The 20732-nt window shown below is 44.5% G+C and carries 17 protein-coding genes and 1 pseudogene; 8 read left to right on the top strand and 10 right to left on the bottom strand.

The genetic code is table 11. The features are described from left to right. Window positions 1–137 precede the first annotated feature (137 nt). Window positions 138–557 carry a helix-turn-helix domain-containing protein gene (locus BJP37_RS26915; protein WP_075903454.1) on the bottom strand — a complete coding sequence of 140 codons (420 nt, stop codon included), beginning with the start codon at window positions 555–557 and terminating at the stop codon, window positions 138–140. A 227-nt stretch (window positions 558–784) separates the two neighbouring features. Between BJP37_RS26915 and BJP37_RS37520 the strand changes: the two genes are divergently transcribed. Then, on the top strand, window positions 785–970 hold the full coding sequence (locus tag BJP37_RS37520; protein WP_143727814.1) for a hypothetical protein: 186 nt from the start codon (window positions 785–787) through the stop codon (window positions 968–970). A gap of 115 nt (window positions 971–1085) precedes the next feature. On the opposite strand, the gene BJP37_RS26910 is transcribed toward BJP37_RS37520, so the two are convergent. Next, a complete protein-coding gene (locus BJP37_RS26910) occupies window positions 1086–1343 on the bottom strand; it encodes a hypothetical protein (protein WP_075903452.1) in 258 nt (85 codons plus the stop codon). A gap of 792 nt (window positions 1344–2135) precedes the next feature. Between BJP37_RS26910 and BJP37_RS26905 the strand changes: the two genes are divergently transcribed. Continuing rightward, window positions 2136–5354 (top strand): sister chromatid cohesion protein PDS5, encoded by a 3219-nt coding sequence (locus tag BJP37_RS26905; RefSeq protein WP_075903450.1) that lies wholly within the window; start codon window positions 2136–2138, stop codon window positions 5352–5354. A 78-nt stretch (window positions 5355–5432) separates the two neighbouring features. Then, window positions 5433–5555, top strand: a complete 123-nt coding sequence (locus BJP37_RS43980; protein WP_269087075.1) for a hypothetical protein — start codon at window positions 5433–5435, stop codon at window positions 5553–5555. Between the two features lie 86 nt (window positions 5556–5641). Here the strand turns inward: BJP37_RS43980 and BJP37_RS26900 are convergent, their stop codons facing one another. The 3 genes from BJP37_RS26900 to BJP37_RS26890 form a co-directional block, all read right to left on the bottom strand. After that, a complete protein-coding gene (locus tag BJP37_RS26900; protein WP_075903448.1) occupies window positions 5642–6088 on the bottom strand; it encodes a ferredoxin in 447 nt (148 codons plus the stop codon). Next, window positions 6088–6474 carry a DUF1257 domain-containing protein gene (locus BJP37_RS26895; RefSeq protein ID WP_075903446.1) on the bottom strand — a complete coding sequence of 129 codons (387 nt, stop codon included), beginning with the start codon at window positions 6472–6474 and terminating at the stop codon, window positions 6088–6090. Before BJP37_RS26895 ends, BJP37_RS26900 begins: the two co-directional genes overlap by 1 nt. A gap of 156 nt (window positions 6475–6630) precedes the next feature. Then, window positions 6631–6840: a DUF2997 domain-containing protein gene (locus BJP37_RS26890; RefSeq protein ID WP_071108026.1), complete on the bottom strand. Its 210-nt coding sequence runs from the start codon at window positions 6838–6840 to the stop codon at window positions 6631–6633. Window positions 6841–7512: 672 nt separating this feature from the next. Here BJP37_RS26890 and bioU point away from each other — a divergent pair. Continuing rightward, window positions 7513–8553 carry a (S)-8-amino-7-oxononanoate synthase BioU gene (gene bioU, locus BJP37_RS26885; protein WP_075903444.1) on the top strand — a complete coding sequence of 347 codons (1041 nt, stop codon included), beginning with the start codon at window positions 7513–7515 and terminating at the stop codon, window positions 8551–8553. Between the two features lie 325 nt (window positions 8554–8878). Here bioU and BJP37_RS26880 read toward each other — a convergent pair whose 3' ends face one another. From BJP37_RS26880 to BJP37_RS45170, 5 genes are all read right to left on the bottom strand, one after another. Continuing rightward, the gene (locus BJP37_RS26880; protein ID WP_075903442.1) at window positions 8879–9502 is read right to left on the bottom strand and encodes a hypothetical protein; all 624 of its coding nucleotides are present in this window, start codon (window positions 9500–9502) and stop codon (window positions 8879–8881) included. Between the two features lie 4 nt (window positions 9503–9506). Then, window positions 9507–10724 (bottom strand): type II secretion system F family protein, encoded by a 1218-nt coding sequence (locus BJP37_RS26875; RefSeq protein WP_075903440.1) that lies wholly within the window; start codon window positions 10722–10724, stop codon window positions 9507–9509. Window positions 10725–10786: 62 nt separating this feature from the next. Beyond that, window positions 10787–11905: a type IV pilus twitching motility protein PilT gene (locus BJP37_RS26870; protein WP_075903438.1), complete on the bottom strand. Its 1119-nt coding sequence runs from the start codon at window positions 11903–11905 to the stop codon at window positions 10787–10789. A gap of 112 nt (window positions 11906–12017) precedes the next feature. Continuing rightward, window positions 12018–14024: a GspE/PulE family protein gene (locus BJP37_RS26865; protein ID WP_075903436.1), complete on the bottom strand. Its 2007-nt coding sequence runs from the start codon at window positions 14022–14024 to the stop codon at window positions 12018–12020. A gap of 512 nt (window positions 14025–14536) precedes the next feature. Continuing rightward, complete coding sequence (locus tag BJP37_RS45170) at window positions 14537–14746, bottom strand: ribbon-helix-helix domain-containing protein (RefSeq protein WP_438941513.1); 210 nt, start codon at window positions 14744–14746, stop codon at window positions 14537–14539. Between the two features lie 69 nt (window positions 14747–14815). Between BJP37_RS45170 and BJP37_RS26855 the strand changes: the two genes are divergently transcribed. From BJP37_RS26855 to dnaK, 4 genes and pseudogenes are all read left to right on the top strand, one after another. Continuing rightward, entirely contained in the window at window positions 14816–16066 is a 1251-nt protein-coding gene (locus BJP37_RS26855; protein ID WP_075903434.1) for an RNA-guided endonuclease InsQ/TnpB family protein, read from the top strand. 130 nt (window positions 16067–16196) lie between these two features. Continuing rightward, entirely contained in the window at window positions 16197–16991 is a 795-nt protein-coding gene (grpE, locus tag BJP37_RS26850) for a nucleotide exchange factor GrpE (protein WP_075903432.1), read from the top strand. A gap of 251 nt (window positions 16992–17242) precedes the next feature. Then, window positions 17243–18594: pseudogene (locus BJP37_RS42885) on the top strand (RNA-guided endonuclease InsQ/TnpB family protein). Between the two features lie 23 nt (window positions 18595–18617). Beyond that, a complete protein-coding gene (dnaK, locus tag BJP37_RS26835) occupies window positions 18618–20630 on the top strand; it encodes a molecular chaperone DnaK (RefSeq protein ID WP_075903426.1) in 2013 nt (670 codons plus the stop codon). Window positions 20631–20732 lie beyond the last annotated feature (102 nt).

Here is a 20732-nt window from a genome sequence, read left to right as displayed (position 1 = left end):
TTCCACACCCTTGCTCAGCAAGAGGTCTATTAATCGTATGGTGGGCAGTGCAATGTGGTTTGCAAGCTTAATTATCTGTATTCTGCTGCACTGCCCACCCTACATGAACTGACGGCTGACCACTGACCGCTGACCGCTTAGGCGATCACCTTAAAATCAGAAATCGTCTCAATCCATACCCGTGCTCCACAATGTAGGGGATCATCTGGGCGATACATGACCCGACAAGGGCCATTGACTTCCACAGTATGACCGTAAGTATTTTTAGAGCCTCGTTTAACGGTAATCACGGGATTGCGTTCGCCGGTCTTGAGATTTTGGCGAATCACTTTCTGATTTACGTGGATCACAGCTTTAGTGTAATTTGTACGCTTTGACCAATTCCGCTTCGGTCCGCGAGTGCCAGGCGTAACTACTGGCATGCCATCAAATAAAGGAATTACCCAAGTTCTACCCACCTTATAAGCTCCTTTGACTCTGCCCTTGCTCAACAGGAAACGGACGCGAGTGGCAGAGATACCTAGTAATTCAGCAGCTTGTGCGGTAGAAATCATAATGGCGGCAAAACCATTGCTTTAACGATATTGTTATTGTAACAGGATTTCCGAAAAGAGGCAAGAGGTGGGTGAGAAGCATCGAAAGGGTTATGAGGGTTATGAGGGTTATGAGGGTGGTCGGATAGAAAAACTATTGCATTAACACCAGGGGTGATATGAGTGGTTAGCGTGGGAAGTTAGAAAAACTATTGCATTATCACTATGGGTGCTGTGGGTGATGTGAGTGCATGTCATTAAAGCTGCTTGACCCAGTGGTGCGTTACTGCCCGATTCCCGATTCCCGATTCCCGATTCCCTACTCCCTGTTCCCTGTTCCCTGTTCCCTCAACAAAAAAAATTCGGTCAAGTTCTGGTTAATTCCAATCCTTGACCGAATTATTTTTTGTAATAGTCAAGAGCCTTATGGTCCTTGACTATGTGTTCACCAAATCAACAACAGACAAACTTAGATTTCAGACTTAAGACGTCGTACTTTCTCCTGAGTTTTTTCCTGTAGCCAGGGATTGGCATCCCTGGCAAATTGCTATCTTAATCTACCAACAGATGTCGAATCAATATACTGATAACCTCACCAGGATTTCCGGTAGGTTGAGGAGCACTCCACTCATGAACTTGGGCGTAGCCACGGCTATAAAGATTATAGATTGTGACCCGCACGGTTTTGGGAGAACCGATCAATATATGTTTGATTTGCTCCCGTCCTGGCTGGGGTTGGCCAAATAATTCATGGAAATTAGGATTGTTGGGATTATACTCAAAATTTGGGAGAAAGTTTTCGATGTCCATAATGTTTTTTGCTGTTGTTTTTGGGACATTTTTATGTTAATAAATAATTAGTTAGTTTGTCAAGTATTTTTCAACATTTTTTTTAGATTTTTTTTCGGGAGGGGGTATATATAAAAAAACTAGATTAGTATTTTTTGGCTGATATTTTTAATTAGCGTTCGCTTTTAGCGGAAGCTGAGGCCAAAGGCCACGCTTTGCGTTCGCGTAGCGTCGGCTTTGCCGAAACGCTTCATCGCGTAGCGGCTCTTTCAGAGCATCGCATTTAATTTGAGACTGTAATCATGGGATAGTTTAGCGGATCAGACTATCGCCTTTTTTTAGGGATTATGAATTAGGGATGATGAATTAGAGTAATGGTGTTAGATTGGAGGAGTCCGGAAATCTATCTACTTTTTCCCCATTCCATGCGGGATATAATCGGGGATGAAACCCTTTATATGCCATTTTCTAGTACGATCCCCCCCAGCCCCCCTTAATAAGGGGGGAGTCCGGAAATCTATCTACTTTTTCTCCCTTTCATGCGGGATATAATCGGGGATGAAACCCTTTATATGCCATTTTCTAGTACGATCCCCCCCAGCCCCCCTTAATAAGGGGGGAGTCCGGAAATCTATCTACTTTTTCTCCCTTTACTTAATAAGAGGGAAGTCCGGAAATCGCTCTGTAAAGTCCCCCTTATTAAGGGGGATTTAGGGGGATCACAACCCATGCAAAAAACCTGCTCCCTGCTCCCTGCTCCCTGCTCCCGAAATTGCTATAATTAAACCAATCCAACATAATTACCTATAAATTATGGAACCCGTGTCCCTTTTCGCTGGTTTGGAACTATCGCAAATAGCGCCACCATTGTTAAGTATTGTTGCTAAAGAAGCTGGGAAGCGCTTAACTCAAGCCTTGACTAAAAGCGATATCGAAAAAGCCATCAAAGCTGGAGCAGAAGCCGTTGATGAATGGGACAAACAACTGGATAGTCAACAGCGCTTATTTTTTCACGCTCCCCCAGATGGCTGGAATGGAGTTAATCGGTTTTTGCAGGGCTATTTTACTCATTCAGCAGTTTTGGCGGAATTACAGAAACCGTTACTTAATCAAGGGAAACCAGACCGGGATATTTTAAGCACCGTATTTCAACAAGAAGCTGAAGCCAAGACTATTAAACTAAATCAAGACAGTCTCAAGCCTTGGGTAGAGACATTTATTAATGCGTATTTTCAGCACACAGATACTTATCTAAAATTTCAGGTAGCTAAAGGGGATTATAATCAACAGTTAGCTAACTGGTTTGATGATGTTAAATTTGCTGGCATTGCTGTGCCTGGGCAAGAAGTAGAAAAATCCGAGAAGTTAGCCCAAATTTTTGTAATGCCAGATGTAGTGGAAGACGTATCAACTGCTGGCGCTTGGGAGCGGGAGTTGTTAGCAGCTGGTAGTGGGGAAAAGCCAGAAAAGCTGCTATTGGAAAAGACAACTGGCCGGAAATTCTTGGCTCAGCAGTTATTGAGCCAAAGTCAGTGGAGACGAGTGGTAATCTTGGGTGCCCCAGGCTCTGGTAAAACCACATTGATGAGCTATTTTGCGGTAATGTTAGCTCAGCAAAATCCTGACATTTTAGGATTAGATGGTGATACTGACTGGCTACCGATTTTAATCAGGATGCGAGACTTTGCTAGACATCTCGATAAAAGCCTGATCGACTATGCTCGGATATTTGCAGAAAACACCATGGCAGTCAAACCCTTACCAGTGGGATTTTTTGAGCATTGGTTGTCTGATGGTAGAGCCTTGATATTGCTGGATGGTTTGGATGAAGTAGCAGAAGAGGCTAAACGCCATGATGTAGTCAAGCGCATCGAGAATTTTTTAGGACAGTTTGACAGAAATCGCGCTATTATTACATCTAGACCCGCTGGTTATCGACGGGACTTTTTTCGCACTGAGGAATTTCCCCACTATCACATCCAACCCTTTGATGACCAGAAGATTTCAGCATTTATTGATAACTGGTATAACAGTCGCTTTCAAGACCAAGCAGAAGCGGAAAGGCGCAAGCAAAGTTTACGAAGAGCGCTGAATGATAATGACCGGATTACCTTGTTGGCACGGAATCCCTTATTGTTGACAATTATTGCATTAATTCATCGGTATCAAGCCCTATTGCCCAAAGAACGGTTTGAGCTTTATAACTGCGCCGTCAAAACCTTGTTAACATCTTGGGATGCTAATAAAGAAATCAGCAATCAGAAAATATTTAAGTATCTAGATTTCTATGATTTGCGTCGATTGATGGAATTATTGGCTTATTGGATTCATAGCCAAGGAAATAGTGAAGATAACGAAGGCGGCACCTTGATTAACCAAAATGATTTGATTGCTCAGTTGAGTCAGCAGATTAAAACCTTGAAGCAGGTGCATTTATATCAAGCCAAAGAAGAGGCGGAAGTATTTGTAAATTTGATTCGCGATCGCACCGGTTTATTGAATGAGCAGGGGCAAGATTGTTATGCTTTTGTCCATAAGACGTTTCAGGAATATTTGTGTGCTCAGGAGATTAACTATCAAGCGGAGAATGAGTATGATTTTGGAATTGTTTTGAATCATATTCGGCAGCATTTGCATGACTCCCACTGGCTCCAAGTGTTACTATTGCTGATAGCACAACAAAAACCAAAAAATGCCGCGAAGGCAATTCGATCAGTATTTACTAATAATAGTAACTATGAGAATTGGTTACATATAAATTTGTTATTTGCTGGTAAGTGTTTAGCAGAAGACCCGAAAAATTTGCGTGGTGCTGATAGTGATTTGGTGGAAGAGATTTTAGAGCGCTTGGTTGAGTTAGAGGTGAGTAGTGAGGAGCGAGTTGGCAAAAGGGTTCGCGAGCAGGTTTTTCAGATAATTTGTAGTTTGTATGAAACGGATTTTGAGGGGCAAGCTCTGGAGATGTTGAAGGAGCAATCAGATTTAATTAATGAGATAAGATTGCTGAAATATCGATATGACTTAGGGGATAAAGATCAAGTAGTTACTACATCGCTGGCACGACTAAAGGATGAGAATTCTGATGTGCGTGAGATGGCAGCCAGAGCCTTGGGCAATTTGGTAAACAGTTCAGAAACGGTAGTCAACGCACTGCTAGCAAGGTTTCAGGATGAGAATTCTGATGTGCGTAGGCAGGCGGCCTATGGCTTGGGCAGATTGGGCAAGAGTTCAGAACCAGTAGTCAACGCCCTGCTAGCAAGACTTCAGGATGAGAATTATGTTGTGCGTGGAACGGCAGCCGATGCCTTGGGCAGTTTGGGCAACAGCTCAGAAACTGTAGTTAACGCCATTCTAGTAAGGCTAATGGATAAGCACTTTGAGGTGCGTCGGAACGCAGTCTCAGCTTTGGGAAATTTGGGCAACAGCTCAGAAACCGTAGTCAAGGCCCTTATAGTACGGCTAATGGATGAGAATTCTGATGTGCGTAGTAAAGCAGCGTTGGCCTTAGGCGAGTTGGGTAGCAGCTCAGAAACGTTAGTCAGCGCCCTACTAGCACAGCTAATGGATGAGGATTCTGATGTGCGTTGGAGGGCAGCCTATGCCTTAGGGAAATTGGGCAACAGCTCAGAAACGGTAGTCAGCGCCCTACTAGCACAGCTAATGGATGAGGATTCTGATGTGCGTGGGTGGACAGCGCTGGCCTTGGGGGACTTGGGCAACAGCTCAGAAACCGTAGTCAGCACCCTCCTAGAATGGCTTCAGCATGAGGATTCTTTTTGGCATGGAAACGCAGCCTATGCCTTGGGCAGATTGGGCAACAGCTCAGAAACCGTAGTCAACGCTCTCCTAGCACGGCTTCAAGATCGGCACTCTCTTGCGCGTAGGAGCGCAGCCAATGCCTTGGGCAAATTGGGCAAAACATCCAATCATATTCTCCCTACTGTGATTGAATGGATTGAACAACACCAGGATTCTGACTATGTGGGCAGTGGTATTGATGCGCTGTGGGATTTGGTCGTAGGCGAAGAATAGGGAGTAGGGAGTAGGGAGTAGGGAGTAGTAAGAAAGAGATCTAAAGAATTTTTGATGTTGTGATAAATCAAGAGATTTATGTGCTATAATATAATACTATCCATTTTTAAAGTATTGTTGTTGTTGGATGCGATCAAGGATGCGATCGCATTTTCCGATTCCCGATTCCCGATTCCCGATTCCCGATTCCCGATTCCCTAAAATCCAACCATTGCGATAAGACAACATAAAACCCTCAACAGCTCTAAGCCATCGAGGATTAATTAATATTAGCGATCGCATTCAGCCTAGGTACGTTTTTTCCTACGCTTCCTTGCCAGCTTCCTCTCCTTAATTTTGGCAGCAACAACACTTGGTTCAATAGGCAATCCTGCTCTAGGAATTACCTGATATTGTCGCTCCTCTTCTAGATTTTTAAGCTTAGTGTAATCAACCCAGTGGATACAATCTACTGGACAAGTGTCTATCGCTTCTTGTATCACCTCTTCTGGGTCGCCATCTTGCCGAAAAACCCGGGATCTACCGTGGTCGGCTTCCATGTAAAACGTATTTCGAGCGACGTGGGCGCAGTGTTTACAGCCAATGCAGGTAATTTCATCAACGTAAACACCTTTTTGTCGCAGAATACCCCCTAGCTCTGGCTCAAAACCAGACCGCTCTGGAGCATCTCGAAAGACACCCCCTAACTCTGGTTCTAAACCCGAACGCTCTGGCGTCGGTGAGAACTCAGACATTATGCGCTCCAGCGTTGTACCACTAAACGAATTGAACCATCTTTATTATCTTGTTGCTCAGCAACCTCAAAGCCTTGCTTAGCAGTTTCCTTAATTACTGTGTTGTAAGCGTAACGCTGGGTTACCCGTTGTAGGAAACCATCTACAGACCAAGGCTGTTGCCAATACTGAAAATCAGCAACAAGTTCGTAGGCGTTACCATTCCAACTAAAACCGATGTCGTAGTCATTCTCTTGCTCAATCACTACTTCAGCAGTGCGAGTTTGACCTTGATAACCGCGCACAGAGCTAGGACCAGATTCCCAATCAATCCCTAAGTCAGTTAAAGCAGTTTCCAAGGATGAACGGTTACGGATTTGGGTTTTGATAGTGCTGAAATGAGACATGTTTGGTAATTAAACGAATTTACTAACTGGAACACAAATAGGACTTACGAAGTTTAGTTAGTTTTGCCCCCCTAGCCCCCCAATACTGGGGGGTAATTATGTCAAAGTCCCCCAGTATTGGGGGATTTAGGGGGCAATGGCTAAGTCCTGAAAAATTTACCAATGGCTAACCGTAGCTTGAGTTGTCGCTGTTGCCGACAGTTCAAGCTTTTGGTCGAAGTAATCTGATGTTTTCTCAACAGATACGACTCGTCCTAGCTGAGCTTCAATAGCAGCTGTTACCTCTGCGCAAGATGCTCCGATGATCCCAGTGACTTTTTCCTGGACTCGACCATCTGGATAAATGACAAACTCTAATGTTTCCATAGTTGCCTTAGTGCTCGGTTTATGCCTATTTACAGGTTGTGGCACCGGTTGTTGCACCAGTCCAGGAGTATCTAATCCCGGATTGATATCACACTACGCATTAAGGTGTTTGACATTGATACAAGCAGCAAAAGTAGTTCTAGTAAACTATTGCCTTTTGCCTTTTGCCTTTTGCCTTGCGCGTAGCGCTATATCACTGATCACTGACCAGTGCTATAGCTGGTCATTAATCAAATGATAATAATTTAGATCATGGCGCAAACAACATTAACATAAGTTTATAGTAAATCGAGTGTTTACTTTAATATTTTGTAAGTTTCTCGTAACTTTAGGGAATCGTCAAGGGGTGGTATAACCCAAAAGTGGTTTGTTAAAAAAAATATAGGGTTTTTTAATTAAGGGACTGAGGCCGTGGGCCACAAGCTATAAACGGCTATATATAAACCTAGGGGACTAGGCCAGGGTAAGCCAAAAAAAAATTGAGCCAAAATGTGATACTGCTCAAGGATTATGACTATATAATGCCAAGATTTTTCAGCACTATTGCATGATTATATCAATAATATTGATAATAATTCCTCTTTATTGATTTTTTCCCTTACCCTGGGGACTGGGCAAAGTATGAAGTATGAAGTATGAATTATTAAAGTTCGGCTAAACAGTCTATAAGTTATGAGTGAAACGCAAGTCAGAGGTGTAAATAACCCCAAAACCGCCAATCCCAATGGATTAGAGCGAATACGAGTAGGGGTTTTAGGCTTTGGGGGATTAGGTCAAGCCGCTACCAGAGTTTTAGCTCCTAAGGGAGAAATGCTTTGGGTAGCAGCAGCTGACCGGAAAGGTTATGTTTATGACCCAGCTGGCTTAAATCCTGACCGTTGTATCCAGACCTACCAATCCCAAGGTTCATTGGGTTATGTAGAACCAGGTGGCACTTTAAGTAGCAACAGTATCGAAGACTTAATCCAAAACGCGACAGTAGATGGATATTTCTTAGCACTGCCAAATTTACCGAATACCTTTATGGCATCGGTGGTTAAGCAATTTATTCAATCGGGTTGGCAGGGAGTGTTAGTAGATGCTCTCAAGCGCACTAGTGCTGTAGAGCAACTGTTGCAACTGCAAGATGAATTGCAAGCTGCTGGAATTACCTATATGACTGGCTGCGGTGCTACACCAGGACTATTGACCGCTGCTGCTGCGATCGCATCTCAAAGCTATGCCGAGATTCATAGTGTCAACATTACCTTTGGGGTAGGGATTGCTAACTGGGAAGCCTATCGAGCCACCATTCGAGAAGATATTGCTCACCTTCCCGGTTATGATGTAGAACGAGCCAAAGCCATGAGTGATGCTGAAGTCGAAGCGTTATTAGATCAAACCCAAGGCATCATCAGCCTAGAGAATATGGAACATGCTGATGATGTGATGCTGGAACTAGCAGGGATTTGCTCACGCGATCGCGTTTCTGTTGGTGGTGTCGTGGATACCCGCAATCCTAAAAAACCCCTCAGTACCAATGTCCAAATCACAGGTCGCACCTTTGAGGGTAGGATTTCCACTCACACCTTTACCCTTGGTGATGAAACCAGTATGGCGGCTAATGTCTGTGGTCCCGCCTTTGGCTATCTAAAAGCAGGAGTTTCCCTACATCACAAGGGGATTTATGGTCTATTGACTGCTGCTGAAGTTATGCCGCAGTTTGTGAAATAGTCGGTTTTAGGGAGTAGGGAGTAGGGAGTAGGGAGTAGGGAATCGGGAATCGGGAATCGTGCGTAGGGTGCGTTAGGGGCGGACTTGCCATGATTTTTCGCCTCAACGCCCGGGTTGGGATAGTCCGCCCCGTAACGCACCACCTTTGGGCGAGCCCTCTTCTGTCTATAGCTGAGAAAAACGCTATACTGAAATAATTTCCTGATAATTACCCTATCTCCCTATCTCCCTATCTCCCTATCTCCCTATCTCCCTATCTCCCTATCTCCCCACCTCCCTATCTCCCTATCTCCCTATCTCCCCATCTCCCCATCTCCCCACCTCCCTATCTCCCCATTTCCCCATCTCCCCATCTCCCCATCTGCTTACCCTCTTCAACTAAGCTTGATGTTTCATCCTGTTCCAGATTAATGGTATCGGTCGTTTGTACCACAAATGGTAGACTAGCCCCTAGTAAGCCTCGCTGAATCCGTTGGGGTGTCTCTGGGAAAACCACAAACAGGGGATAGATACGGTTGACGCCATCACTGAGAATGTGTTGATAGCCAGGAGGCATTAGCCATTCATAGTCTTTGTCTAGTAAAACTTGGGTCTGACGCCAGCGACTGAGCAAGTCAGAAAAGTCTTCATGGGGACGATGGATGAATAGGAGAATCTCTATCTCCATCTTGACTTTCCATTCCGGATCACACATTACCATAGCTAGATCACAGGGCAAACCTACCGCTTCGGTAACAGTGCCATGGCTAACACTTTTATGCCCTAAGGAGGATGGCGAGTGACGAATTCTCACTACTGGCAAGGGAATGGTGATCACACTCTCGTAAGGTCGGCGCATACTAGGAATCATTTCCAGGTAAGGTCGATAGGATTTCAGGAGTGCGATCGCACCATCATGGTTACTATACTCTGCTAGCCAAGCTTCGTAATCAGATTTCTGAACAGGCATCGAATTAGCCCATAGTGTCAAACACTTTAAACATTGGTAAATACATAGATACCAAGATCACACCAACCATGCCTCCCAAAACTACAATCATAATTGGTTCCAAGATACTAGTTAGTGCTTTAACCGCTTGCTCGACTTCATCTTCATAGAAGTCAGCAACTTTCATCACCATAGAATCCAACTCCCCCGTCTCTTCACCAATACTAATCATTTGAATTGCTAAAGGAGGAAAAATATTTTCTCGTTGTAAAGCGAGGCTAATCATTCCACCCTGTTGAATCTCATTCTTCGCTGAGTTAATAGCATTAGAAATTACCTGGTTACCCGCTGTATCTCTGACAATATCTAAGGAATTCAGGATCGGTACTCCCGAACGAGTTAAGGAGCCAAACACTCGGCAAAAGCGAGCTACAGAGCCTTTTTCATTCAACTCACCAAACAAAGGCATTTTCAACTGCAAGCCATCAATTTGTAACTTACCCATCGGGGTTTTGTAGTAATACTTGAAAGCTGTATATAAAGCAGCTACAACAACAATAGGAATCAGAACTTTCCAACTTCTAAGGATGCCGCTCAACCATAGCATAAATCGGGTTAAAAGTGGCAATTCAGTTCCTAAATCTTGGAATATCCCAGCAAAGATTGGGATCAGAAACATCGTCATTGCCAGAAAAACCAGTAGGGCTAAAAATCCTACCACACTAGGGTAAGCCATAGCTGATTTGATTTGGTTTTGCAGGCGATTCATATCTTCCAGCAGCTTGGCTAATCGGTTGAGCACTTCATCAAGCACACCCCCAACCTCCCCAGCCTGAACCATACTCACGTAAAGATCATCAAAACAATCTGGATGCTTACGCATGGCATCCGATAGATTAGTTCCTTGTTGGACCTCAGCACTGATGTTCATCAACGCCTTTTTCAGCTTAGGATTAGAACACTGTTCCCCTAATACCCCAAGACATCGGACAATAGCCACACCAGCATTAACCATAGCGGCAAACTGACGAGAAAAGACCGCTTTGTCTTTGATCGTGACATTGGTAAATTTTTCAGAAAGGCTTGATAGGCTAAAGTCAATATCTATGCTTTTCTTGACGCTGCCAACAGTAGCATACCGATGTTCTAGCATGGTGCGGGCTTGTTCAGGAGTAGCAGCGTCAATTTTTTCTTTTTTGGATTTCCCTGATTTGTCCCGAACTTGAGCAATAAAAGTAGGCATGGCTTTTTTCTAGATTAAGTCTAATAGCAAGTTTGATGGTACGAGTCAGTGCTTTCTCTAGACTAGCGAGTCGCCTTTGCTCTAGCGCCCTTAGCATTCATCCCTGCAGAACCAGCAAGGATACGCTGCAATTCATCCGGTTTAGAACTTTTACTAAGTCCTGCTTCCAAAGAGATCAAGCCAGATTTCACCTGATAAGCTAAAGCTTGTTCCAGGGTCTGCATTCCCAATTTCATACCGGTTTGGATAGCAGAGTAAACTTGAGACGTTTTTCCTTCCCGGATCAGGTTAGAAATAGCTGGTGTCACTACCATGATTTCCTGAGCCATAGTCCGACCAAACTCACCAGGTTTAGGATTTTTCTTTGGTACTAGACATTGACTAAATACTGCAATCAAAGAGTTAGACAGTTGAGCTCGGATTTGAGCTTGCTGTCCAGATGGAAACACATCAATAATCCTGTCTACAGTTTGAGCAGCTGAGTTAGTGTGTAGTGTTCCAAATACCAAGTGACCAGTTTCAGCTGCGGAAATAGCTAGACCAATAGTTTCCATATCCCGCATTTCACCCACCAAAATCACATCCGGGTCTTCCCGCAGTGCCCCCTTCAGGGCATTGGCAAAACTCTTAGTATCTTCACCTTTTTGACGTTGGTGAATCAAGCTCTTGACGTTAGGAAACACATATTCTATCGGGTCTTCCACTGTCAGAATATGTTCTGCCCTTGTGCGGTTAATTAAATCAATCATGGCTGCTAGGGTAGTGGTTTTCCCAGAACCGGTCGGTCCGGTGACCAATACCATTCCCCTTGGTCGTTCACTCATCGACCGCACCACATCCGGTAAACCCAATTTGTCAAAATTAGGAATCTTGGAAGACAACGCCCTCAAGCAAGCCGCATAGCAACCCCGTTCTTTGTAAACATTGACACGGAAGCGAGCCAACCCCTTGACACCATAGGAACAATCAAGTTCCCAGTTTTGCTCCAATTCCTTACGCTGGGAATTGTTAAGCATACTGAAAATCAATCGCTGACAGGCTTGAGGGTTTAGGGCTTCGTCATCAATGGGTTGGAGTTTACCACTGACGCGGAAGTAGACTGGCGCACCCGCTTGGATGTGCATATCTGACCCCCCCATCTCAATCATCTGCTCCATCAAGTCTTCAATCATCAGTTCCATAATGTTGCCTCCCTTAAAAACGTCAATAGTCGTTAGTGATTACTTATTACTCAAAATAAAATAGCCAATTGTTAATTTTTACTTTCAAATTAACAATAAACTAATAACTAAATTAATTTTGAAAACGCGGTGTCATACAGTAAGGACAGTCTAGCCACTCCGGCTGTAATTGAGCTGAGCAAGTGGCACAGGTCAGAGAACTCTTGCGCTTAGCTTTCAGTTCTGACTCTAAGCCGGAATCAGTAAAGGTTACTCGTTCCACTTCTTCAAAGGTGGTGTAACCTTCCTGTACCAAATTCAAGCTATAGGCTAATATGGTGATCATCCCTTCCTCTACAGCAGCTTCCTTAATCTCCTCCGTGGGGGCACCTTCGTTGATTAAGGCTTGGAGGTTTTCAGAGATGCGCATAACTTCATAAACACCAACCCGTCCTTTGTAACCAATACCATTACAGGTTTTACAGAGTGTACCTTGTGCCCTAGCTTCAGCAATTTGCTCCGGTGTCAGGGTATTGGCGCGATAGATGGTAATCCCCCCTTCTCTAGAGGATGATAAACCATAGCGCGCTAGTTCCGCAGAACTTGGTTGGTAAGAAATGCGGCAATTGGAACAAACACGCCGCATCAATCGTTGAGCTAACACTCCCAGCAAGGCACCAGAAACCATGAAGGGTTCAACACCCATTTCATCTAAACGAGCGATCGCACCAGCCGCATCATTAGTGTGTAGAGTAGTCAAGACCAAGTGACCAGTCAAAGCTGCTTCAATCGCGGTTTTAGCTGTTTCTTTGTCTCGGGTCTCACCCACCAGAATCACGTCCGGGTCTTGGCGCAGAAAGGCTCGTAGAATTGAGGCAAAATCCATGCCTTTTTCCCGGATAACTTGGACTTGGGTAATCCCAGGTAACGAATACTCAATCGGGTCTTCTGCAGTACTAATATTCACCCCAGGGTCATTACGTTCTGCCAGAATTGAATACAAGGTGGTTGATTTCCCCGATCCCGTCGGACCCGTCACCAAGATTAATCCAAAGGGACGCTTAGCCATTTCCCTGACCAATTCTAAGGTGTCTGGGTCTGTGATCAACTTATCCAAGCCCAACTGGGTGGATTCGTTATCTAGGATCCGCAGAACCACCTTTTCCCCATAACGACTGGGCAAGGTATTGACCCGAAAGTCAACTTTCCGCCCCTGGAACATACGCCGAATTTTACCGTCTTGGGGTAAGCGTCTTTCAGCAATGTCGAGATCTGCCATAATTTTGAAACGAGCCGCCACTGCTGTATGTATTCGCTGTGGTAAGGCATCAAAGGCTTGACGCAGTACCCCATCTTTGCGATAGCGCACCCGCAACTGATCCTCTTGGGGTTCGATGTGAATGTCAGAAACCCCTTCTTGTAAAGCCTTAGCCAGGATTTTGTTGACCAGGTTGATGATCGGAGCCCCCCCTGCCTCATTCAAAGAAGAATCTAGGTCTGCTTCCGCTTCCTCTGGGGCATCCTGTAAACTCTCAAATGAGCCTAAATTTTCTAAATCCTCCTTTACATCTACGGATTTTTGTTGATCTAGTTGCTTTTGCCGTGCCAACTGATCGTCAAGATACTGACTAATGATTTGCTGATAGTCTTCCTTAGTGATGACCATCCGTTTCAACTTGATTCCCTGAGGTCGTAGAATCCGATTCAAATCATCCTGGGCTTCTAAATCATCAGGAGAAACCATTGCCACCAAAACCGATGGCGGCTCAGTTTCATGCTTAGATATGGGGAGCAGGTGATAGCGACGGCAAATATCAATGGGAATCAGGGTTTCGATCAAGCCACCGACTTGCTGAGTGGAAATATCACTAATTTCCGGATCTAGAGACTCAACACCAAACAGAACTTTCAGTTCAAACAACTGCTGCTTCTTGTATTGGCGGATCAAGTCCGGTGGTAACTGACGTCCGGTCATTGCTTCGATGACTTCCGTCAGGGGTCTTCCGGACTTGCGAGTTTCCAGCCAAGCTTGCTGCATCTGGTCAGCATTAACGTAACCAGCCTGAATAAGTTTATTACCAAAGGGAGAAAAATCGTTACGGACTACTAGGGCGCGTCGTTGAGATGAGGAGTAAGTCATGACGGAATAGGAAGTCTCCTTACTTTACACAGTATTCCCAAAAGCCTTATGTTAAGTGACATAGGAGTGGCAGCCACTCCCTTATTTTTACGTTTTAGTTAGATTGACGGATTAGGATAATTTGTCTTAGCTAAATATCACAGTATACATCATAAAAACTAAGCCAACTCATTTGCTGTATAATTCTTATCAAGTCCTACTCGCTCAAGGTTGGTTACCATCTCAGATGCTACTAGATTTTCGTTAATGACCGATTTATCATCACAACATTCAACTATGCAACAAGGCCAGCCAAAGTATGCAACAAGACCAGCAAACTCAAGTAGCACCATCAAAGACAGTCCGTGGAAAAACCACAGTAGGTGGCTCAGTAAGCGTACAGGCCATAAGGATCTGATCGGCGACCCTGCCCAAGACCCGCATTCTTGCTGATGGAGGCCGTGGAAGACCACACAGTTGAGGTAAGTGTCAGGTCGTAACAACTCTCAATAAGCTTAGCTGTCCGGCAAAATTCATCCCACACCTATGCGTAGCATAGGTGTGGGATGAATTTTGCACAGAGTCTTCCGGATTTGGCCTACGGCCTCCGCTACGCGAACAGGGAAACGAGCTATCAAGCTTCTTATTAAATCTGATTGAGTCATTCCGCGTCGCTCTGCCTCTTGTGCTAACTGTCTTTTTTCAAAATTGGTAATCCTAATTGTTAATTTTTTATTTTTCATTTTGAATTGAGACGTGGCTGTACGTTAAGTATAATATTACTAGGTCGATAAACATGCATAGCAAGTCAAATGATAATTGCTTACCAGTACCGGCTAAAACCGACAAAACATCAACAGGCTAAGATAGATCACTGGCTATCAATGCTATGTGCTCAATATAATTATTTATTGGCTGAGCGATTTTCTTGGTATGAGCAAAATCGCTGCTCAATCAATGCTTGTCCTCTCGTTTGTCATATTCCCGAATTAAGAAACAATCCAGATTACTACTCTCAGAAAAAGACTTTACCAAATCTCAAAAAAAGTCATTCCTGGTATAAAGAGATTCATTCTCAAGTACTACAGGATGTAGTAAAGAGAGTAAAACTAGCTTTCGATCGGTTTATAAAAGGAGATAGTAACGGTAAACGAAGCGGAAGACCTAGGTTCAAAAAAAGGCACCGCTATCGTACTTTCACTTACCCTCAAATAAAAGAAGGGTGTCTAGAAGGGAATTTAATCAACCTTCCCAAAATAGGTAAGGTAAAGATTATATTACACCGCCCTATCCCTGTTCGCGAAGCGTCGGCTACCCCGAATGGCTTTAAGATAAAGACAGCTTCAATAACAAAAAAGTGTGATGGTTATTATCTGGTATTGTCTCTAGAAGATAAGACGGTTCCCAAGGTTAAGCCCGACATTAACCCTGAATCTATAATTGGGATTGATGTTGGCCTTAAAGAATTTTTGACCACTTCTGAAGGGGAAACAGTAAGCATTCCTCAATATTATCGACGGTCTCAGAAAAGGCTGAGAGTTATTCAGAAAAGAGTATCTCGACGAAAAAAAGGAGGTAAAAATAGACTCAAAGCTATCAAACAACTTGGAAAGCAGCACAAAAAAGTATCGGACAAGCGAAAAGACTTTCATTTTAAGACAGCAAAATATTTGCTGTCAAAATACGATGTAATTGCTCACGAAAAATTAAACGTAAAGGGACTTGTCTTATCTCGATTGGCTAAATCTGTGTTAGACGCTGGGTGGTCTAGCTTTCTGACAATCCTGGCAAGCAAAGCCTTAAATGCTGGCTTGTTGGCGATTCCAGTAAGTGCTCGGAACACTTCACAGAACTGTTCCAGTTGCAGCAAAAAAGTCCCTAAAAAGTTGCATGTTCGGTGGCATGATTGTCCTCACTGTGGTTGCAGTTTGGACAGAGACCACAATGCAGCAATAAATATAAAAAACAGAGCGGAAGGGCAGTCCGTTCTTAAAGCCCAGCGCCTCCTAAGCGATAGCCGGACTGGCTGGGAAGCCTACACTGAACCTGTAAGGTCAGTATAGGAGCTGTCACAAACCGATGCTATAGTCGTTAGACTGAACGTGGTTAGTTTAAAAAATTTGCTGGAAAATTGGTTGGCTAGTAAGAAATTATAGATAAACTAGCAGTCTATTGAATTGGGATGAGTGGAGCATGATTGACGAAGCAAAACAGTCAGATAACACTTCGCAGGAGACAAAGGAAGAGTCCACTACGGTACTCGCAGACAATCTTGAGGTGGAAGCGGTAGCCGTAGCCTCTGACTCAGAGGTCAACTCTGAAGCAGCACAACCAACTGAATCCTCTGCTGCGGAAGCATCTGAGTCAGAGTCGGTAGACCAAGAAGCCCAGACCGAGGTAGCTCAAGCAGCTACCGATGAATCACCTACGGAGGACGATTCCAAAATTCTAGAAACCATCAAGCAGGAAAATGAGGCCCTGAAAGCTCAACTAGAAGAGCGAACTCAGCAATGTGACTCCTTTAAATCTCAATACATCCGGATTGCGGCAGATTTTGAGAATTTCCGCAAACGGTCAACTAAAGAGAAAGAAGACTTGGAACATCAAGTTAAAGGAAACACCATCACTGAGTTATTGTCAGTAGTAGATAACTTTGAACGGGCGCGCACCCAAATTAAGCCTCAAAATGATGGGGAAATGTCAATTCACAAAAGCTATCAAGGTGTTTATAAACAGCTGGTAGATAGCCTCAAGCGCCTTGGGGTTGCTGCGATGCGACCAGAAGGGCAAGAGTTTGACCCCAATCTCCACGAAGCGGTTATGCGAGAACCAACGGATGACTATCCAGAAGGAGTAGTCATAGAACAGCTAATGCGGGGTTATTTACTTGGGGAGCGGGTGTTACGTCACGCTATGGTGAAAGTAGCTGCTGCGGCAGAACCACAGGAAACCTCGGAAGCTCAGAAATCTGCTGAGTCAGAAAATTAGCTGCCATTGAGTGGTTAACCTTCCTTTGGTGTCAGTCTCTGACCATCCTACGAAAAGGGACGAACGCACCAAGGGAAGTTCTATTATTTTGACCGAAGACCCTGAGGGCGCAACGCCCCACCGATTCTATCCATGGGGTTAGCCCGAACAGGAATTTATTCCCTAACTGCGATCCGAACTTTTGCTTCAATATATCGACTATAATAGTAAGCAATGTATTAACCCCAAGGAGGTGGTTTTAGGTGTTGGTCATGGAGTTCAAGGCTGTTCTCAAAGAGCCTCAAAGGTTTGCAATAAATGAAGCCATTAGAACGGCTCGCTTTGTCCGCAATAAAGTACTTCGGTACTGGATGGACAATCGTGGTACAGGGAAAAAAGAACTCTATCGCTACAACACTCAACTAAGAGACGAATTCAAGTTTGTTAAAGACCTCAATAGTCATGCTTGTCAGGCATCAGTTGAGAACGTAGAACGCGCTATCAAACGTTTCTTTGATAATTGCCAGAATAAAATCCCTGGGAAGAAAGGTTATCCCCGTTTCAAAAAGCATTCTAGGTCAGTCGAATATAAGCAATCTGGATGGAAGTTATCCCCAGATAAGAAGTCCATAAAATTCACCGACAAGAAAGGCATTGGGCAAGTCAAGCTCAAAGGTAACTGGGACTTGTGGCGCTTCGACCAGAAGCTAATTAAGCGAGTTCGGATTGTTCAAAGATCCGATGGGTACTATGTCCAGTTTTGCGTCAAGGTAGATAATTATGACCAATTAGAAGCAACTGGGTTTACTGTTGGCTTGGACGTTGGGCTAAAAGAGTTCTATACAGACTCTGATGGGTATTCTGAACCTAACCCAAGATTTTACAGAAAAGGTGAAAAGCGTTTAAAATTTTATCAACGTCGGGTTTCCCGAAAAAAGAAAGGCTCTACTAACCTAAGACGCGCAATTAATAGGCTGGGTAGACATCACCTTAAAATAAGTAGGCAACGTGAAGAACATGCCAAGAGACTGGTTAGAAGTTACCGTAAGAATAAAGAAGCCTTTATGGTTAGTCGGCTATGCATAAAAGGGTTAAATCTTTGTTATTAAGGCTTCTTTATTCTAAGGTTTCGTCTCCGGCAAGTTGCGTAATCCGGTCTAACGACCTGGTCGCTTACGAAGATTTGAGGGTTAAAAATTTAGTTAAAAATCACTGTCTCGCTAAGTCTATTAATGATGCAGGTTGGTACCAGTTTAGGGAATGGTTGGAATATTTTGGGCAAAAGTTTGGTCGGATAACTGTTGCAGTTAATCCTGCCTATACAAGCCAGAATTGTTCCAAATGTGGTGAAGTGGTCAAAAAGTCATTATCAACTCGAACCCATGTCTGTCAGTGTGGGTGTCGGCTAGACCGCGACCACAATGCCGCCAAAAATATCCTAACTAGAGCCTTGAGTACCGTGGGGCACACGGGAACTTTACTTAACGCTTGGGGAGAATTGGCCTCTACTCTTCCTGATTCCGGTCTGGTTGAGCAAGTCAGCTCGTTGAACCAAGAATCCCCCGGCATAAGCGCCGTGGGGAGTGTCAACAACTCAACAAAAAATCAAACTAAAATAACTTAACATAACCGTTAAGCCGCAACCCTATGGGAAAAGTTATTGGCATCGACCTAGGCACAACCAATAGTTGTGTTTCTGTCTTAGAAGGGGGTAAACCCATAGTCATTTCCAGCTCGGAAGGTGGGCGAACTACACCGAGTATTGTGGGATTTGGCAAGTCAGGGGAGCACCTGGTGGGTCAACTGGCCAAGCGTCAAGCAGTGACCAATGCGGAAAACAGTGTCTACAGTATCAAGCGCTTTATCGGACGTCGTTGGGATGAAACCGCTACAGAGCGTTCCCGTGTCCCCTATACCTGTGTTAAGGGTCGTGATGAGACGGTAGATGTAAAGATTCGGCATCGAGAGTATACCCCTCAGGAAATCTCGGCCATGATCTTACAAAAGCTCAAGGCTGATGCTGAAACCTTTCTTGGGGAGTCAGTGACTCAAGCTGTGATCACAGTTCCTGCCTACTTTACCGATGCTCAACGGCAAGCCACCAAGGATGGGGGTACCATTGCTGGTTTGGAAGTATTGCGCATTATAAACGAACCCACTGCTGCTGCTCTTGCCTATGGTTTAGATAAGCTGGATCAAGACCAGCTTATATTGGTGTTTGACTTGGGTGGTGGGACCTTTGATGTCTCAGTTCTGCAACTGGGGAATGGGGTCTTTGAAGTAAAGGCAACTTCTGGGAACAATCACTTGGGGGGAGATGACTTCGATAATGTGATTGTCCGCTGGATGGTTCAAAACTTTAAAGCCAAAGAGGGCATCAATCTCACCGAAGACAAAATGGCTCTTCAGCGTTTGCGAGAGGCGGCGGAAAAGGCAAAAATTGAACTGTCTAGCATGGTAGCCACCCCCATCAACTTGCCCTTCATTACTGCTGATGAAACAGGACCAAAACATTTAGAGATGGAGTTGTCCCGGGCTAAGTTTGAAGAACTATCCAGGGACCTGATTAACGCAACTCTAAAACCGGTAAAGCAGGCGCTCAAAGATAGTGACCTCAAGCCAGAGGACATTGACCGGATTTTGCTGGTAGGGGGTTCCACCCGTATCCCGGCGGTGCAGGATGCTATTAAAACGTTTTTTAATGGTAAGGCTACCGATCGTTCGGTTAACCCCGATGAAGCTGTGGCATTGGGAGCAGCAATTCAGGCTGGTGTTTTGGGCGGGGAAGTAGAGGATGTCCTGCTACTGGATGTTACTCCCCTTTCCCTGGGTATAGAAACGTTAGGAGAAGTGTTCACCAAAATTATCGAGCGCAATACTACTATTCCTACCAGTAAGTCCCAGGTATTTTCCACAGCTACTGATGGACAAACCTCCGTAGAAATCCACGTATTGCAGGGGGAGCGGGCAATGGCTAGAGATAACAAAAGCCTGGGAAAATTCCTGCTCACTGGTATTCCCCCAGCTCCCCGTGGTGTCCCTCAAATTGAAGTTACCTTTGAAATCGATGTCAACGGCATTCTTAAAGTCGCTGCCAGTGATCGAGGAACTGGGAAAGAGCAAAGTATTGTGATTACCAATACGGGGGGATTAAGTCCAGCGGAAGTGGAACGGATGCGCCGTGAGGCAGAAGACTATGCTGACCAAGACCGCCGTCGCATGGAATTGGTGCAACTGAAAAACCAAGCCGATGGCTTACTATATAACTATGAATCTACTATCAAAGACCATGGGGAATTGATTAGCGCTAACCTTCAGGCTCAAGGACTAAAGGAGCAAGCAGATCAACAAAAGCAGCACCTAGACACCATAATGACAGACCCCTCAATTGAGGTCGAGGAGGTGAAAGAAGCTATTGAAACTTTGCAGAAAACTGTCTTGGAAATTGGGGGGATCATTTACGCGAGTGCCAGCCTGGGGTCAGACCCGGAATTTATCGCGTCTGACGAAACAGTTCAAGAGTCCAATTCAAACGACTCCACCCAAATAGAACCGGATGCTGTAGGAGAATTTGTGGTTGATTTTGAGAATGAAACCTTAGAAGTAGATGTTGACTACGAAGCAGTTGATTACGGCAACAGCTCCCTAAAAGATAGATAATTCAATTCCTTGCTTTGACTAGCTCAAGCCAACCTTGAGATTATGGTCACATAAGCAGGTGGCAATCAGCTGATTTTTTTGATAGACAATGATATAGGATGC

It is taken from the genome of Moorena bouillonii PNG, from assembly GCF_001942495.1.
Lineage (GTDB): Bacteria > Cyanobacteriota > Cyanobacteriia > Cyanobacteriales > Coleofasciculaceae > Moorena > Moorena bouillonii.
This window is presented reverse-complemented; position numbering and strand designations above follow the sequence as displayed.